We start from the raw sequence: 18,151 nt of genomic DNA, 5'->3' as shown, positions 1-18,151 counted from the left end.
ATTCCTTTCATTCCCGCTCTTGAATGCGCAGCTGCTGGGCAGCGAATTCCCGGTACATGTCATGGGTTTGGTATAGCTGCTCATGCGTGCCGCTTCCGGTAATGCGACCTTTCTCCACGAATAAAATGTTATCGGCATCGACTACTGTCGAGAGACGATGCGCAATGACAAGCGTCGTTCTTCCCTCCATCAAATTATCGAGCGCCTTCTGCACGTAAATTTCCGACTTGCTGTCCAGACTCGAAGTGGCCTCGTCGAGCATTAAGATCTGCGGGTCGCGCAGCAGCGCACGTGCGATCGCGATACGCTGACGTTGTCCTCCCGATAGCTTGATGCCCCGTTCCCCGACCTCTGTCTCATATTGATCCGGAAGCTCGGATATGAACTGATCCGCGTAGGCCATCTGCGCTGCCCGCTCCAATTCGTCCTCCGTTACGTTTCTATCGGTACCGTACACAATATTATCGCGGATGGTACCGGACAGCAGCGCGCTTTCCTGTGCCACGTAACCGATCTGGCTGCGCCAAGATTGCAGAGAATACTCATCAATCGGTGTATTTCCCAGCTTAATGACGCCGCTCGTCGGAGCGTAGTATCGCTCCAGGAGCGAGAATAGCGTCGTCTTCCCGCCGCCGCTCGGACCGACAATGGCCGTGACTTTGCCAGGTTCGACCGTAAAATTCATCTCCGACAAAATCGTCTCTTCTTCATATGCAAACTCAACCTGATCCAAGATTATCGGTTGATTCACTTCAGTCAGCTGCTTGCCTGCATGCAGATCTTCTTCCTCATGGTCAAGCACGGTAATGATGCGCTCCGTTGCGCCCATCGCTTTCTGCAATTGGGTGAAGAACATCGTTAATTGAGTCATCGGCATAATAATCTGAATCAAGTATAAGATGAAGGCGACCATATCTCCAGCCGTGAGCGCTCCGGAAGATACGCGCACGCCACCATAACCGATAATCGCGACAAGCACGACCATTAAAATGAACGAAATCAACGGACTGATAATCGCTTGTATTTTCGCTTCGCGCAATCCGAACCGGAACAAGTTCGTAATGCCGGACTTGCCTCTGTCATATTCGATCTGCTCCGCATTGGAAGCCTTGACGAGACGGGTTTCAGGCAATACCTGATTGAGTACGGCAGTGAACCGTGCCGTTTCGTCCTGCATCCCCTTCGAGATGGCGAACATCTTCTTCCCGAGCAGCATCAACACGAGCATCGCCAGCGGTATGGCCAGCAGCATCACCAATGTCATCTGCCAATCCAGGAATAATAATATCGTGACAGACCCGATAATCGAAATGACGCCTGTCAGGCAGCCCGCCAAGTGCTCGGTAATCAGTTCTTTCACAACCGATGTGTCATTCGTTACCCGGCTGAGCGTTTCTCCAGTGTCGTGCTTGTCATAATACGAAATAGGCAGGCGGAGCAGCTTGTTCCACAATTGATCCCGCAAGTTCGCCACGACCCTGTGCCCTACCCGATTCAACAAGTAAATGGACAAGCCGCTCGCTGCAGCTTGTATCACGAAGGCAATGACCAGCATGCCGATTTGCCAGCGATTCAAGGACTCCATCGAGAAGCCATCGACCAGATTTTTCGTGAATAACGGCACGACGAACCCTACCCCTGTCGTAGCTACACTCATGCAGAGCGCAATGATTAACAACAGCTTCGACGGATTCGTCTGTTGTATTAGACGAACGAACTGCCGCCAATTCCCTGACGTTTTTTCTTCCCTTGCTTCCCTTGCTTCCCTTGCTTCCCTTGCTTCCCTTGCTTCCCTCATCTATTTCTCTTCCCCCTATCTTCTTCATGCTAGCCGTTTTTTTTCATCTTACGGCCTTCTGTCATTACTCTCTGTCGTTAACTTATCAATCTATTATGAACTGAATATGAACTGCGGGAAATCATGGATGCTGTCGATCTCTAGAGAAAAAGGGCGACTGCATCGACGCAGTCACCCTTGATGTGTTCCCCTATACATTCCTTCGCAGACCGTCCCCTACTTATTTGGCTGCTTCGCCAAATTTTCCTGCGCGAGACGGATCATTTCGCGAACCATCGTACCGCCAATGCGCCCCCCTACGCGGCCAGCTGACTCTGTAGATAATTCCCCGTTGCTGCCTGGCTGCAAGGGCACTCCCAACGTCTTGGCCACTTCGTACTTGACGTCATCCGGGCGATTCGGATCGACAGCGAAGCCCTCGCGCCGCATCACCTCTGCCTTGAATGCATTGACACCTTGTTCTGCCCCTGTAACGAGCAGCTTCCGCCGGCTCCTTCTGGCCATACCAATATACCTCCTGCTTGTCTAAAATCATTTTATATTCATAACATTCCCCTGCCTGTTCATAATATGTGAAGTTCTAAAAGTGACTCTAAAGTGACGAGTACTGGCGCATCGTTCATGTTAATATGGAGATATATAACTATGAGTTGGGGTGACGATAGATTGAAAAGCGAAATCATTCAAAGATTTACGACCTATGTAAAAGTGGACACGCAATCCAATGACGACAGCGACACTTGCCCGTCCACGCCGGGACAGCTTGATCTGGCCCGGATGCTCGTTAACGAATTGAAAGAAATCGGCATGGAAGACGTTACAATGGACGAAAACGGGTACGTTATGGCTACCCTTCCTTCCAATACGGAGAAAGAAGTGCCGACGATCGGATTTTTGGCCCATATGGATACGGCGACTGATTTTACCGGCGCGGGCGTCAATCCGCAAATGGTAGAAAACTATGACGGAAGCGAGATTGTGCTGAATAAAGCGCTGAACATCGTGCTGTCGCCGCAGGACTTCCCGGAGCTGGCCAACTATAAGGGCCATACGTTAATTACGACGGACGGAACGACACTGCTCGGGGCGGACAACAAAGCCGGCATTGCCGAAATCATGACGGCGATGGCGCATCTCATCCGCCACCCTGAGATCAAGCACGGCAAAGTAAGGATCGCTTTTACGCCGGACGAGGAGATCGGAAGAGGCCCGCACCGCTTCGACGTAGCCGCCTTCGACGCCCGGTATGCCTATACCGTGGATGGAGGACCGCTCGGCGAGCTGGAGTATGAGAGCTTCAACGCTGCACAAGCGAAGATTACGATTAAAGGGAAGAACGTTCACCCCGGAACGGCGAAGAACAAGATGGTGAATGCCGCCAAAATCGCGATGGAGCTGAACGGAAGACTGCCAGCAGAAGAAGCCCCGGAATCGACGGAAGGATACGAAGGCTTCTATCATCTGATCTCCATCAGTGGTGACGTGGAGCTGACCAAGCTGCGCTACATCATCAGAGACTTTGACAGAGATCATTTCAACGCCCGCAAAGCTAACTTGGAGACGATAGTGAAAGACCTGCAAGCGACTTATGGACAGGGAAACATCATCCTGGAAATGAGCGATCAATATTACAACATGAAGGAAAAAATTGAACCGGTCAAAGAGATTGTCGACATTGCCTATCAAGCGATGAAAAATGTGGGCGTCGAACCGAACGTCACCCCGATTCGAGGCGGCACGGACGGCTCGCAGCTCTCCTACATGGGGCTGCCTACACCGAATATTTTCACGGGCGGCGAGAACTACCACGGCAAATTCGAATATGTCTCAGTCGACAATATGTTGAAAGCGACAGACGTCGTCATTGAAGTCATCAAGCTATTCGAACAGAAAGCGTAACACTTACTTAAGCGTATCGCACACACGAATAGGCGCCTAAAGGCCATCCGGAACGGATGGCCTTTCTTCTTTTCATCGGAAAAAGATCGCGCTTCCTGCTGCCATCATACGTGCATATGCTGCTCGGCCTCATCCCACGGCACGCTGTACGCTTGTCCTTTCGAACAGAACATGGACGAAGACGTATATGCCGGATCGGCATCTTTGTTGTATGCTTTCTTGGCAATGACTTCTTCTCGATTATGACATTCCCCGTAACCGCCGAACATCAGCTGGATCGTCCCCTTGCCCTGTGTAAATGAAGCAAGCTCCGCGCTGTAATTCATAAACGCAGCCACCGGCACTTTACCCGCAATAACGGCTTTGCCGCCAGCGAACTTAGGGGGATCGAACCGGCCGTACGCCTTCTGAATATCTGTCATGACTCTTCCCATATCGTCGATATCCACTTTAATCTTCACATCGTAATACGGTTCAAGCAGCATGTTGTCCGCATTCTCCAGCCCTTGCCTGAGTGCCCGATACGTTGCTTCCCGGAAATCTCCGCCGCTCGTATGCTTATTGTGCGCCCGGCCTTTCAGCAGCGTAATGTGGAGGTCCGTGACTGGCGATCCAGTCAGCAGCCCATGATGATCTCGCTCCATCAGATGCTGCTCGATGACATGCTGATAATTAACCGTCAACACGTCAGGATGGCATGCATTTGTGAACGTGATCCCGCTGTTCCGTGCGGCTGGCTCCAGCTTCACATGAACTTCGGCATAGTGTCCCAACGGTTCGAAATGACCGCAGCCGGTAACTGTGGATCCGACCGTTTCTTTGTATAAAATTTCAGGAGGCCCAAACGTCACGTCCATCTGAAATCGCTCCTTGACCACTTGCTCGAGCACCTCGAGCTGAATGACGCCCATCACATGGATATGAATTTCCTGCACATGCTCATCCCATATGACATGAAGCGAAGGGTCTTCGACATCCAAGAGGCGAAAGCATCTTAGCGCCTCTTTTGCATGAAGGGAAGGGGGATAGATGACTTTCGACGTTAAGGTAGGAACGATGTCGTACACCGCCTGTTCCTGCAGAGCGCCCAGACCGTCACCCGTTGAAGCTGCCGATACCCCAGTTACTGCAAACAGTTGTCCTGCCTCCACACGATCCACATTTTGATGCTTATTGCCGTTGTACACTCGAATGGACGTCACTTTCTCGGTTGCCCTATCCGCTCCCAGGCAGTAGCTAACCTCATCCCTTACATGGAGCGCTCCGTTTAACGCTTTTATATAGGTGATGCGGGTCCCGTTCTCATCGTGGCGGACTTTATAGACCCGGCCTGCAAATGCGCCTTGGTTCGAGTATTCAGTCATCGTCCAAGTGTCCAGCTGTTCCAGAAATTCCACAATGCCGATATCCTGCAAAGCAGAACCGTATGCGCAAGGAAACAGCCAATGTTCCTTCATCATCGCCTTCATCGCATGCAGCCAGACTTCATGGTCATAAGCCTCTTCCATATAGAGCTCAAGCAGGCGATCATCCCGTTCGGCAATGAAAGCGATCAGTTCCTCGCTCATGCGGCCTGCCTCATCATTCGACGTCACATCACACACATCCGGGGTCAGGTTCAAGCGGATGTCCCCGTACACCCGCTGCACATCTGCCCCGACCCGATCCGTTTTGTTAATAAAGAAGAACGTCGGCACCCTATGCTTGCTTAGCAGCTGCCAGATGGTCTCCGTATGGCCTTGCACGCCTTCGACCGCACTGACGACAACGATGGCATAGTCCATCACTTGAACGGCCCGCTCCATTTCGGAGGAAAAGTCGACGTGCCCTGGTGTGTCGATTAAGGTATACGTATTATCCTTATAGGTCATCACGGCTTGATCCGCAAAGATCGTGATACCGCGTTCCTTCTCAATATCATGGCCATCCAGGAAAGCGTCCTTGTCATCGACCCGCCCCCGATTCCGAATGCTTCGGGTATGATATAGCAGCTGTTCGGCCAAAGTCGTTTTACCCGCGTCTACATGGGCGAACATGCCGATTGTCTTGTTCATGGCGACACCTCGTATTTTGTAAGAGCAGCTTTCTGCTGCTTCCATGATAGCACAGACGTGAATGGGGCTCACGGGGGTTTCATTCTGTTGAGCTGCCCAGCTCAATTAGCAGCTGTGCCGTTTCCTGCGATTGAAAGACGGGAAATTGATGCCCGTATGGAATTACGTTCACGCGAGGATCATGACGAAAAAGCTTCGTCATCTTATACACCTTGTCCTTCGCTCCCCAAAGAATCGTTGTGGGCACGTTGGGCAGAGCGGTTGGCGACAAGGCTGGCAGATGATGATGCACCATATGCAGCATGGCTGCATTCGCTGCCGCGATGCGCGGAGAAGAGAGGCCTTGGATGACCGCTTCGACATATCCATCCGGCAGCTCGCTACGTTCCATTGCTCCTTCCTCCCGCAGCAGCATTCTTGTTAACGAAGCAGTGTTAAGACGTTGCAGCAGGAAGCGCGACCATTCGATGGATGTGCTATGCCATCGGCGCATACGGTTGCGGGGCGAATGGAGAACCGGCTGCAGCAAGTACAGCTGCTGCACCTTATCCTGTAATGCGGCGGCTGCCTTGGCGGCCAGAACGGCGCCGAATGAATGCCCTGCAAGGCGAATAGGACCGGGATGATCCACTATCGCGCGGCACAGGGCTTCGACATTGCCTTGCAGTGCATCCCCCTGCCGCAGCGACGGAGATCTGCCGAATCCGGGCAAATCCACGATCCATACCGGATTACCGGTCCGCTCATGCAATTGTCCGGCAAGGGGAACCAAATCATCCGCCCCGCTCAACATGCCGTGCACCAACACCCACGGTATTCCACTTCCCTCCTTTACGAGCACGGCCAGGTCCCCTTTCCGCTCCTTCACATAGCCTGCCGGTTCCTTACGGTTCGGATAGGTCAGGCGATAATCCAGATCGGCAATCGCCATTGGCAGGATGTCGCTTGTATTTAAAGGAGCCTCCCCCATGCGTTCGAGAAGCTCGTTCGTCTCCACGGTGCGGAAGGAGCGGTCGGTTATAAAGGATAGAGACTCGGCGGGAATACCGGTCAGGCGACTGCCCCCAGCCTTCATCGCGGTTCGCAGCAATGACACTGGCACGGACAGCCGGGGAGCAGGCACTCTTAATTCCCGGGCGATTAAGGTCAGCAGCTCCCGCATTCTCGGCTCCCTTCCCTTCTCGCCGAGAATGTTGTAAGTGCATCCGCCCGGTGCGGCATCGCGCGCCAGATAAGCGATGATGCGGGCCAGATCGTCATTGGCAACGATCGGCAGCCAGTGCGATGTTCCCCCGGGGATGACCGGCATCATCTTCCGCCGCAACGCCTCGACGAGAATGCCTAGTCCCCCCGTCTGTTCCGTCGTCCCTGCGGGCTTGGCTCCCACGAGCGTGCACGGGTTCACGACGGATAACGGATACTCATGCACCTTTGCTTGTTGACGTATGTACAGATCGGACAAAAACTTCATTCGTTCGTATGGGCCTTCCTTTTTCATAAACCCATCCCATTGGAAAACATCCGTCTCCATATCGACGTTGCCATCATGAAAGGGACTCATGTACCCGACGATATGGATGAAATGGCGCAACCCCTTCGTTCGCTGTATATCTGCTGCCAGCTCCGCCACATGGCGGGCGCCTTCGAGAAAGGTCTGCTTCGCTGCCGCCGGATCGAGCGTAATGCTCATTGTCCCTCCCGCATGAATGATCACGTCGGCCATACACGCAAGTTCGCGATCGTCCGAACGCAATCCAAGTCCAGGTTCGGACAAGTCTCCTTGCAGCAGCGTGATACGCGTGTCTTCGCCCAATCCCATGCGTTGCAGCATGGCAGAAGCCTTCTCCGTCGAACGAACCAGGAGCAACAGGCGCTCCCTGCCTTCTGCGAGTTGTTTGACAACTTCCTTGCCTATAAACCCGGTTCCTCCGGTGATAAACAGAACACTCATCTCAATTCCTCCACACCATTTAGAACTACGTAGTTCTATTTATGAATAAAAAAGAAGCTTCATTTAATGAAGCATTCTACAAAAATGAACAGCCGTCCGTTTGATGACCCCGGCATCGCGGGTTGTTTCGGCCAATACAAGCGAACCTTCCAGCGCCGCTATGAACAGCGAAGCCGCCTCATCGGCCCCGATGCCTTCCCGGAACTCTTGCTTCTTGACTCCTTGTTCGAACAGCTTCGTCAGAAGCGGATGCAGCTCGGCAAAGAAACGGAATATTCTCTCTCTAACGGCCTCAGCCTGCTCCGAACATTGCAAATATAACGACACGAACGGGCAACCCCCTTGGTGATTCCGTTCCGTAAAGCCTGCGGCCAGCGATTCCATGAAGGCCAGGATGCGCTTCTCCACCGTAAGGTCGTTTTGGCCGAGCGAGGCGAATAACTGGGCTTCATACCTATCGGCCCAAAATTCGACGACGGCCAGCAGCAACTCCTCCTTGCTCTTGAAGTGATAATAAATATTCGATTTCGACACACGGCTTTTCCGCATCACATCATCCATGCTTGTATAAGCATATCCGCCCATCAGAAACATCTGCGCTGCCGTCTGGATGACCTGATCGCGATTGGATGGTTGGTTTCTTTTTCGATTCATAACTAGAACTATACAGTACTATTTTTAATAAATCAATCCCTTTAGTTTAAGGCCGCTATCTTAGGATTCGAGCCGCCGTTATGATGGGCGCACCCAACATACTCCCGCTGAACACGTCATATTACTAAAATGAAGTATCGATCCTCACATTACGACAAAGGAGCGTGTTTCATCATGGATTATCTCCCTCCGCAGCAACCTGCATATGCAAATGTGCCGCAGCCCATCAGGAAAGACGGGGCAGGCGCAACCGATCTCGGCCCGCGCGATGTCATGCGTGATTTGGAGAATCCCGATCTGCTGGTGCCGCCGGCCACCGATGCCGGAACGGTCCCTAACTTGAAGTTCTCGTTCTCCGATACCCACATGCAGTTGAATCATGGCGGCTGGTCGCGGGAAGTGACGGCCAGGGAGCTTCCGATCGCAACGACCCTTGCAGGGGTGAACATGCGGCTGACGCCGGGCGGCGTGCGAGAGCTGCATTGGCACAAGCAAGCGGAGTGGGCGTACATGCTGCTCGGCCGGGCACGCATCACCGCGGTCGATCAGAACGGGCGGAACTTCATTGCCGATGTCGGCCCGGGCGACCTGTGGTATTTCCCTCCGGGAATTCCGCACTCGATTCAAGGATTGGAGGAAGGCTGCGAATTTCTGCTCGTATTCGACGACGGCAGCTTCTCGGATATCGACACGTTCTCCATCACCGATTGGTTCGCGCATACGCCTAAGGACGTGCTGGCATCTAATTTTGGCGTACCCGAAAGCGCCTTTGACGGGATCCCGACGGAACAGCGGTACATTTTCCAATCCACCGTGCCCGGCTCGCTAGATAGCCAGAAAGTGCCGGATCCTTATGGAACGGTGCCGCTATCCTTGACTTACCGCATGCTCGCCCAGACTCCGATCAAGACACCTGGCGGATCGGTACGTATTGTTGATTCGACCAACTTTCCGATTTCGACCCGCATCGCGGCAGCGTTGGTCGAGGTTCTGCCCGGGGGCATGCGGGAAATGCACTGGCATCCGAACAACGACGAGTGGCAATACTACCTCACCGGCACTGCACGCATGACAGCTTTCGCAGCGGAGGGTGAAGCCCGGACATTTGACTTCAGGGCTGGCGATGTCGGATATGTGCCGTTCGCCTTCGGTCACTACATCCAGAACACTGGCAATCAAAGCCTGTGGTTTCTGGAGATGTTCCAGAGCGACCGCTTCGCCGATGTATCGCTGAATCAGTGGATGGCGCTCACCCCTCACGAACTCGTGCGTGATCACCTCCATGCCAGCCCCGAACTAATGCAGGCGCTGCGCAAACAGAAATGGCCTGTCGTCAAATACGAGGGGACGCCCAAGCCGCCCAAGCCGTTGTGACAGGGGGCATTACTGCTCCAATAACTGCACGATCCCATGTCCGCCATCTACAATGACCCTATCTCCCGTTTTCAGCCTTGTTGTGGCGTTGCCGCAGCCTACGACTGCCGGAATCCCCATACTTCCGCTTTAGTGAAACATGCCCATATTCAACCTGGTCAAACGAGATTGCCTTTTGTGTGTCCATTACCTGACGCCTTGAGGCGTAGCACATATAAGTTGAACTTCATTGTTTTCCGTAGGTCAGTGTGAGTTCCCATTGGATAATGTACAGTGGAATGTACAGATTGAGCGGCCAAGTGGCATGTTGGCTGTATTTAGTGCAGTGGATTTGGCTGTTTTTCAGCGACTGCGGCGAAACGAGTCCAAACCATTGGATGAATTCCAATGAAACATGCCGCAACGGGATTTGCAAGATATTTCTACTGCATAAAATCCAATGAAAAATGAGACGCGGAGGATACGAAGCAGCCTTCCGCCCTGCTTTTTCTTTAAATATGAGGTGAGGGGCCAACAGGGAGCGATTCCATGCCAGAATGATCGCTGCAACGGAATTCATCGTCCCGGCGTGCTTGTGGATGCTTGATGAGGCAGCGTACAAAAAAAGCCTATGGAGTCGTATGAACCCATAGGCTTCCAAGCGATTCATTTAACTGCAGCGCGCAACGCTTGCGCGAATTTGGATATGCCCGGGCCGATCTCATCAGGCTGCGGCCGCGCATATGTAAAGCGAACATAGCCCGATTCCGAACCGTACACGCTTCCCGGAACAAAGACGACCCCCCGCTTCATACCTTCCTCCAGCAGTCTGCCATCGTCGACGGGCCGCTTTATTTTGCACCACAGATGCAGCCCGCCTTGCGGCAGCGTATAGGATACCTCACCAGGCAGCTCGCGCTGCAAGGCATCAATGAGCAGATTCCGCTTATGCGACAGCTCCTGCCGCAGCCGTTGCAAATGCCGGTCAAAATGGTCCGAGGACAGTAATTGCGCAGCAATGCGCTGCGGCAGCACGCTAAGTCCGAAATCCATCTGCTGTCTCTCGTCCGTAAGCCGGTTCACAACCGATTGCGGGGCGACCATCCAACCGATGCGCAAGCCTGACGCCACTGTTTTGGAGAGCGAACCGATGTAGAGCACGGTGCTGTTGACATCAATCGACTTGAGCGATGGCGGCGGATTGCCCGCGAATGAAGTCAAGCTGAACGGATCATCCTCCACTACGGGAATTCCCAAATGTCCGCACACATCGAGCAGCCTCTCCCGGCGTGACGGATCAAGCACGCGGCCGGTCGGATTATGGTAATTCGGATTCACAAAGATCATGCGTATGTTATGTTCCCGGTACAACGATAGAATTCCCTCGGGACAGACACCCTTTTCGTCAACGGGCAGACGGAACAAGCGAAGGCCTGCCGAATGAAACATAGGCAATGAATAGTAATAGGACGGATCTTCGATCGCCACAGCATCGCCCGGGCTTAATAACCGCTGGGTAATCAAATACAGTGACTGATGAGATCCCGAGGTGATAAGGATCGAGGATTCCGTTGCCCGGATGCCGCGATATTGCTGCAAATAAGAGACCAGCGCTTGCCGCAGCGGAACATAGCCTTGCGGATTGTCATAGCCCAAATCCTCATGTAATGAATGCTCGCTCAAGAGCAGCCGAATGGCTTCATTTGGAGATAAGTCGGGAGACAGCTCGCCGCTTGCGAAGTCGATGAGCAGACGTCCCGTATCGAGTTCTTCCCGGATGGTCCGCAAGAAGGATTGGTTCGGCTGCACGACGGTGCCGCCTTCTAAATACTGAAGCCAATCCGGTGTTTGCTTGGGAGCCCCCCATTTATATTTGCTTACCCGCGTACCGCTTCCTACCATGCTTTCGATAATTCCCGATGCTCGCAATTCTTCATAGGCTTGAACGACGGTACTCCGATTTACGTTTATTTGTTCGGCGAATTTACGCTCCGAAGGGAGAATGCTGCCGGGCGGAAACTCCCCATAAAAAATTCTGCGCTCCATATATGCGGCAATCTGCTGATATAGCGCTTGTTTGCTAGAACGATCCGGTTGCCACATAGAAATCCACCTCTTATATTTACTTAGTCTGTGATTTTTATCACACGACTTAAGTATAACATCTCACTAAATTAGTCGGCGCAGGCCGATTTCATCGAAACCTTGTCAACTATGTGTCAGTGTGTTGAACATGGATGATTGACCTCTACATAAATGGATGGCGACATGGCATCCACTCTGCTCTATGATAATGCTGAAGCGATTCGCTGTGTAAAAATTCGGTTTAACGGCAGTGCCGAACCGAGCTGCGCCTAGGCAATGTAATGAAAAATGACGGTTAAGGTTACGTATAGTGACGTTCACATCATGTACAAGCGGCGCATCGTCATTCACACCATTACGTGAACCCATTCACATAATGAGGCGCCGAAGGGCCTTAAAAACACACAGAACAGCATTCAGCTAAAGGAGGCCATTATGGATCAGGTTATTCTCGCGCGCATTCAATTTGCGTCCACTACGCTATTCCATTACATCTTCGTTCCGATGACGATTGGGCTAGCGTTCTTAATCGCGATATTGGAGACGCTCTACGTTGTGAAAGGCAAAGAAATATATAAACAAACCGCTAAATTTTGGAGTAAATTGTTCCTGATCAATTTTGCAGTCGGTGTCGTAACCGGCATCTTGCAGGAGTTCCAGTTCGGCATGAACTGGTCGAACTATTCCCGCTTCGTCGGGGACGTATTCGGACCTTCGCTGGCGATTGAAGGCTTGCTTGCCTTTTTTATGGAGTCCACGTTCATTGGCTTGTGGGTGTTCGGCTGGGACCGCTTATCGAAGCGCGTTCACCTCGCATGCATTTGGCTTGTATCGATAGGTACCGTCTTGTCAGCCTTTTGGATACTGACGGCCAATTCCTTCATGCATGCGCCAGTCGGCTATGTATTCCAGAACGGAAGGGCGGAAATGAGCGATTTCTTTGCGATTATCACCAATCCGCAGCTGTGGCTGCAATTTCCGCACACCTTATTTGCCGCCTTCGCTACCGGTGCGTTCTTTATGGCTGGCGTCAGCGCATGGAAGCTGCTGAAGCGGCAAAATCTCGAAATGTTCAAAAAATCGTTCCATGTATCGATTACGGTCGCCATGATATCCGCTCTGCTCGTTGCGATTATCGGACATCAGCAAGGTCAGCACCTCCTTACATCGCAGCCAATGAAGATGGCTGCGGCTGAAGCATTGTGGAACACGAGCGAGGATCCTGCGCCGTTCACCCTCTATGCCAATATCGATACGGTGGAAAAAGAAAATTCTTCCGAAATCAAAATTCCCTATATGCTGAGCATTTTATCGTTCAACAAGTTCAGCGGCAGTCTAGACGGCATGAACCAGATTCAGGCGCAGTACGAACAAAAATACGGGCCGGGTGACTACATTCCCTCGGTAAAAATGACCTTCTGGAGCTTCCGCACCATGGTTATAGCCGGCGGCCTCATGTGTTTGCTTGGCATCTACGGCATCGTGCTGGCCCGCACACGGAAGCTTGAACAACGGCCGTGGTTTTTGAAGCTGATGGTAGGCGCGATTGCATTCCCGTTTCTGGCCAATTCGGCGGGGTGGCTGATGGCCGAGATGGGACGCCAGCCTTGGGTCGTATTCGGAGTGATGCGGACCGAAGATGCCATTTCGCCTACGGTATCCGCAGGTGAGTTGCTCTTCTCGATTATTGCCTTTACGAGCATTTATGCGATTCTGGCCATTATCGATGCATGTCTGTTCGTGAAAGTGATTCGCAAAGACGCGGAGCAGGAAGAGGTTGAAGATTCCATTTCGCACGATCCGTTTGATAAGGAGGAAGCACATGCTCTCGCTAAATGAGTTATGGTTTATTCTCGTTTCTGTTCTATTTATCGGTTTTTTCTTCCTTGAGGGCTTTGATTTCGGCGTAGGTATCGTATCGCGGTTTCTAGGCAAGAGCGACCAAGAGCGCCGTATCCTCATCAATACAATCGGCCCTTATTGGGATGCGAACGAAGTATGGCTCATTACGGCTGGCGGCGCTATGTTCGCCGCTTTTCCGGAATGGTACGCCACCTTATTCAGCGGCTTTTACATTCCGTTTGTCGTGCTGCTGCTAGCGCTTATCGCTCGCGGCGTTGCCTTTGAATTCAGAGGGAAGATGGATCACGGAATCTGGAAAAAGACATGGGATGCCGCCATTTTCATTGGAAGCCTGCTTCCGCCTTTCTTGTTCGGAGTCGTGTTCGCGAATCTCATCCGCGGCGTGCCGATTGACAGCCATAAGGAGATGATCGGCAGCGTATTCGACCTGCTGAACGGCTACGCTCTCGCCGGGGGAGTGGCCGTCGTTCTGCTATGCATCCTGCACGGCCTCGTGTTTATCACGCTGCGCACCAACGGCGTGCTGCGGGATCGGGCACGGAAGGCTGCCCGTGACATAGGTCCTGCCGTTGCGGCCGTCCTGCTCATATTTGCGGTAATGACCTATTTCAGCACCGACATTTACACCGTACATGGGGCGCAATGGATCGCATTGCCGGTTCTCGCAGGCGCAGCGCTTGTCCTGGCAGGCCTATTTATCAAGAAAAAACGCGACGGTTGGGCGTTTGCCATGACGGGCGCGGTCATCATCCTGTCCGTTGTCAGCATGTTCATCGGCTTGTTCCCGCGGGTGATGGTCAGCTCGATCAGTCCCGACTTTCACTTGACGATTTACAATGCAGCTTCCGGAGCGTATTCGTTAAAAGTGATGACGTATATTTCATTGACGATTCTTCCGTTCGTATTGGGCTATCAAATTTGGAGCTATTATGTGTTCCGCAAACGAATTGATGATAAAGAACATCTGGAGTATTGATGAAGAAAAGCAGAATGCCTCAATACAAAGGGATACAAGCGCTCTATCTGACGCTAAGCTGCATTTCATTATTGCAAAGTATATGTATTCTGTTCCAGGCAACCTTGTTGGCCCATATTATTTCTGATTTATTTCACGGGACGCCTGTGGAGGATTTTTATCTGGACCTTGCTTGCTTCTTGCTCGCCTTTCTCAGCCGAGGCGTACTCACATGGGTGCGGCAGAAGGTGTCTTACCGTTTTGCAGAGAAGACTGGCGCCGAGACGAGAAGGCGGTTGCTGGATAAGCTGTTCGAGCTGGGTCCGAGATTTGCCAGATCCGAAGGAACGGGCAAGCTGGTCACCTTGGCACTTGAAGGGATCGCTCAGCTGCGCATCTTTTTGGAGCTTTATCCGCCACGCATGGTGAGCACCGCTGTGTTGCCGCTCGTTATCGCTGGGTATGTTTTTTTCCAAGATGCCATCTCGGGCGTCATTCTGGTTGTGACCGTACCGATTATTATTATATTCATGATTCTGTTAGGCCTTGCCGCCCAGAAACAGATGGATAAGCAGTGGCACTCGTACCGTATATTATCGAATCATTTCGTGGACACGCTGCGCGGGCTGGAGACCCTGAAATTTCTGGGACACAGCCGACGGCATCAAGCCTCGATCACCCGCGTCAGCGACCAGTACCGATCTGCGACGGTCCGCACCCTGCGCGTAGCTTTTCTATCGAGCTTTGCGCTCGACTTTTTCACCAGCTTATCCGTCGCCTGTGTGGCGGTGGGACTCGGCTTGCGGCTCGTGGAAGGAAGCATGGCGTTAGCTCCGGCCCTGACTGTGCTTATCTTGGCGCCGGAGTACTTTCTGCCCGTACGTGAAGTCGGCTCGGATTACCATGCGACGCTGAACGGAAGGACTGCTGCGGACAACATTCAAGCGATACTGGATTACGATACGGTACAAGCAGCGGCTGAACTGGACCGTTCATCGTCCTGGGGACCGGATAGCAGCCTGTCTTTGCACGGTGTTGATGTTAGGCACCAGCAGGAAGCTGCCTATTCGCTACATAATGTATCCTTTGAGATTAAAGGCACAATGAAGGTCGGAATCGTAGGCGAAAGCGGCGCCGGAAAATCCACCTTAATCGATGTGTTGGGAGGGTTTCTGCACCCATCCAATGGCCGAATTCATTGGAATGAGCCTGAACTCCAATCACTCGTGATGGAGCAATGGCATAAGCAGACGACCTACATTCCTCAACATCCGTATATTTTCAACGACACCTTGGCGGAAAACATCCGATTCTACGTGCCAGATGCCAGCATGGATGCGGTCACACGAGCTGCAGCTGCGGCAGGTCTTGCAGAGTTGGCAGCCTCACTGCCCCATCAGTATGAAGAAACAATAGGCAACGGGGGCCGCACCCTCAGCGGGGGGCAGGAACAGCGTGTGGCCCTTGCCCGCGCTTTCTTGAGCGACCGTCCTGTCGTCTTATTAGATGAACCTACGGCCCATCTGGATATCGAAACCGAATATGAGCTGAAGCAGACGATGCTCCGGTTATTTGAAGACAAGCTGGTCTTCCTGGCTACGCATCGGCTGCATTGGATGCTGCACATGGATCAAATTATCGTTCTCGATCAAGGACGGGTAGCCGAGATTGGCACCCATGAATCCCTTATCCGGCAGAAGGGCGTCTATTATGAACTGATTCGGTCGCAGAAGGAAGGGATACGATGAGAAAAGAGGGATGGCTTCGCCCTTATTTACGGCAGCATCGTTGGCGGTTAACGCTTGCCGCCGCGTTAGGCACCCTAGGCGTCTTATCTGCTGCGCTGCTTTTGTTCATCTCCGGTTATTTAATTTCAAAAGCGGCCCTGCGCCCCGAAAATATTTTGCTGCTCTTTGTTCCGATCGTAGCCGTACGTGCCATCAGCATCGGTCAAGCGGTCTTTCGTTACTTGGAGCGGCTTATCGGACATGATACCGTGCTGCGGATTCTCTCGGCCATGCGAGTGCGCCTATATCACATATTGGAGCCGCAAGCGCTGTTCATTCGTTCGCGCTACCGGACAGGCGACATTCTCGGCGTGCTGTCAGACGATATCGAACATCTGCAGGACGTATACTTGCGCACGATATTTCCAAGCATCGTCTCTATGGTTATGTATGGCTTGTTCATTCTGACATTAGGCATGTTTGATTGGCAGTTCGCTATATTTATGGCGCTATACGCTGCGGTGCTCCTTTTTGCGCTGCCCCTCGTCTCCCTGTCCGTGACTCGCAAGAAGCACGTTCGCTTAACTCGTGGACGCAACCGTCTATACCGCAAGCTGACCGATGCAGTGCTCGGCATTAACGATTGGCTAGTGAGCGGGAGAAAGGCTGAATTTATCCAAGCGTATGAAACGAGCGAAAATGAGCTCGCGCAGGTGGAACGAAGTGTGCATGCCTGGGCGAGATGGCGAGAGTTGATCATTCAGTGCGTGACAGGCGCAGCCGTCGTATCGATGATCATATGGACCGGACACCATTCGGCGGCGGAACATTTTTCCGTAACGGTCATTGCAGCGTTTGTGTTGTCTTCGCTAACGATCATGAACGCTTTCGCTCCAATGTCGGAGGCTGTAGAGAAAATACCGAAGTATCAAGACTCGCTGCGGCGCATTGCGGAAGTCGGGAACGATCCCGAATCGGAGAGCGGGCTTGCAGACATAACGGATCGGCAGACACAGAGTGTGGCGACAACTTGGCGGCAAGTTCACCTGCGGCTCAATCATGTGTCCTTTCGTTATCCGGGTAGTGAGGACCGGATCTTGCAAGACATCTCGCTTGATATTCCCCCAGGGAAAAAGGTCGCTATAATCGGCCGCAGCGGCGCAGGAAAATCGACTCTGCTGAAGTTGATCCAAGGAGCTATACAGCCTGAGCAGGGCACAATCACAGCGAACGGAACGGAGATTCATGAGCTGGAACATCACCTAACGCAGGTGGTCTCCGTGCTGAATCAGAATCCGCACTTGTTCGACACGACGGTGGCCAACAATATCCGTCTGGGGCGTCCTGACGCCTCAGAGCAGCAGGTTCAGGCGGCGGCTGCACAGGCCCAGCTGCATCCATTAATCGCCTCTCTGCCAGACGGCTACCATACACGGACCCATGAGATGGGACAACGCTTCTCCGGCGGGGAGCGCCAGCGCATAGCTCTCGCACGCATCCTGCTGCAGGACAATCCGATCATCGTGCTGGACGAACCGACGGTCGGCTTGGATCCGCGGACAGAGAACGCGCTGTTATCGACCGTGTTTCAAGCCGTTCAAGGCAAGACGCTACTTTGGATTACGCACCATTTAGCCGGTGTGGAGCAGATGGACGAAGTAATCTTCCTGGAAAACGGTGGAGTCGCTATGTCCGGTTCACATACGCAGCTGATGGAGCAAAGTGCGCGCTACCGCGAGTTGTATGCTCTTGATGCAGTCCCATCCTTATCGCAAGTATAGAGCTCACTTATTTACGGCGTGATCAGAACAG

Annotated in this window: 12 protein-coding genes and 1 pseudogene; 6 read left to right on the top strand and 7 right to left on the bottom strand. The window is 52.7% G+C overall.

Annotated features, from left to right (window positions below; genetic code table 11):
- Window positions 1-7: 7 nt before the first annotated feature.
- Both A372_RS0123445 and A372_RS0123440 read right to left on the bottom strand, forming a co-directional pair.
- Window positions 8-1,798 carry an ABC transporter ATP-binding protein gene (locus A372_RS0123445; RefSeq protein ID WP_019423352.1) on the bottom strand — a complete coding sequence of 597 codons (1,791 nt, stop codon included), beginning with the start codon at window positions 1,796-1,798 and terminating at the stop codon, window positions 8-10.
- 216 nt (window positions 1,799-2,014) lie between these two features.
- Entirely contained in the window at window positions 2,015-2,302 is a 288-nt protein-coding gene (locus tag A372_RS0123440; RefSeq protein ID WP_019423351.1) for an alpha/beta-type small acid-soluble spore protein, read from the bottom strand.
- Between the two features lie 162 nt (window positions 2,303-2,464).
- Between A372_RS0123440 and pepT the strand changes: the two genes are divergently transcribed.
- On the top strand, window positions 2,465-3,697 hold the full coding sequence (gene pepT / locus A372_RS0123435) for a peptidase T (RefSeq protein ID WP_026011255.1): 1,233 nt from the start codon (window positions 2,465-2,467) through the stop codon (window positions 3,695-3,697).
- A gap of 104 nt (window positions 3,698-3,801) precedes the next feature.
- On the opposite strand, the gene A372_RS0123430 is transcribed toward pepT, so the two are convergent.
- The 3 genes from A372_RS0123430 to A372_RS0123420 all read right to left on the bottom strand — a co-directional run bounded on the left by A372_RS0123430 (window position 3,802) and on the right by A372_RS0123420 (window position 8,356).
- Window positions 3,802-5,751: a GTP-binding protein gene (locus tag A372_RS0123430; protein ID WP_019423349.1), complete on the bottom strand. Its 1,950-nt coding sequence runs from the start codon at window positions 5,749-5,751 to the stop codon at window positions 3,802-3,804.
- Window positions 5,752-5,830: 79 nt separating this feature from the next.
- Window positions 5,831-7,702, bottom strand: coding sequence for an alpha/beta fold hydrolase (locus tag A372_RS0123425; RefSeq protein WP_019423348.1), 1,872 nt, complete (start codon window positions 7,700-7,702; stop codon window positions 5,831-5,833).
- 63 nt (window positions 7,703-7,765) lie between these two features.
- A complete protein-coding gene (locus A372_RS0123420; protein ID WP_026011254.1) occupies window positions 7,766-8,356 on the bottom strand; it encodes a TetR/AcrR family transcriptional regulator in 591 nt (196 codons plus the stop codon).
- Window positions 8,357-8,530: 174 nt separating this feature from the next.
- On the opposite strand from A372_RS0123420, the gene A372_RS0123415 reads away from it, so the two are divergent.
- Window positions 8,531-9,730: an oxalate decarboxylase family bicupin gene (locus tag A372_RS0123415; protein ID WP_019423346.1), complete on the top strand. Its 1,200-nt coding sequence runs from the start codon at window positions 8,531-8,533 to the stop codon at window positions 9,728-9,730.
- A 9-nt stretch (window positions 9,731-9,739) separates the two neighbouring features.
- On the opposite strand, the pseudogene A372_RS36625 reads toward A372_RS0123415, so the two are convergent.
- A pseudogene (locus A372_RS36625) lies at window positions 9,740-9,850 on the bottom strand (PEP-utilizing enzyme); the annotation flags it as partial.
- 525 nt (window positions 9,851-10,375) lie between these two features.
- On the bottom strand, window positions 10,376-11,812 hold the full coding sequence (pdxR, locus tag A372_RS0123410) for a MocR-like pyridoxine biosynthesis transcription factor PdxR (RefSeq protein ID WP_019423345.1): 1,437 nt from the start codon (window positions 11,810-11,812) through the stop codon (window positions 10,376-10,378).
- 417 nt (window positions 11,813-12,229) lie between these two features.
- Here pdxR and A372_RS0123405 point away from each other — a divergent pair, with 417 nt between their 5' ends.
- The 4 genes from A372_RS0123405 to cydC are packed head-to-tail and all read left to right on the top strand — an operon-like array spanning window position 12,230 to window position 18,120.
- Complete coding sequence (locus A372_RS0123405; RefSeq protein ID WP_019423344.1) at window positions 12,230-13,633, top strand: cytochrome ubiquinol oxidase subunit I; 1,404 nt, start codon at window positions 12,230-12,232, stop codon at window positions 13,631-13,633.
- Complete coding sequence (gene cydB, locus A372_RS0123400; RefSeq protein ID WP_019423343.1) at window positions 13,617-14,633, top strand: cytochrome d ubiquinol oxidase subunit II; 1,017 nt, start codon at window positions 13,617-13,619, stop codon at window positions 14,631-14,633. The genes A372_RS0123405 and cydB overlap by 17 nt, the downstream gene beginning before the upstream one ends.
- The gene (gene cydD / locus A372_RS0123395; protein ID WP_019423342.1) at window positions 14,633-16,360 is read left to right on the top strand and encodes a thiol reductant ABC exporter subunit CydD; all 1,728 of its coding nucleotides are present in this window, start codon (window positions 14,633-14,635) and stop codon (window positions 16,358-16,360) included. Before cydB ends, cydD begins: the two co-directional genes overlap by 1 nt.
- A complete protein-coding gene (gene cydC, locus A372_RS0123390; RefSeq protein WP_019423341.1) occupies window positions 16,357-18,120 on the top strand; it encodes a thiol reductant ABC exporter subunit CydC in 1,764 nt (587 codons plus the stop codon). Before cydD ends, cydC begins: the two co-directional genes overlap by 4 nt.
- Window positions 18,121-18,151 lie beyond the last annotated feature (31 nt).

The sequence above is a fragment of the Paenibacillus sp. OSY-SE genome (assembly GCF_000283315.1).
In the GTDB taxonomy this organism is placed as follows: Bacteria; Bacillota; Bacilli; order Paenibacillales; family Paenibacillaceae; genus Paenibacillus_B; species Paenibacillus_B profundus.
Note: the sequence above shows the minus strand (reverse complement) of the source record. Positions and strands in the feature narration are given on the sequence as shown.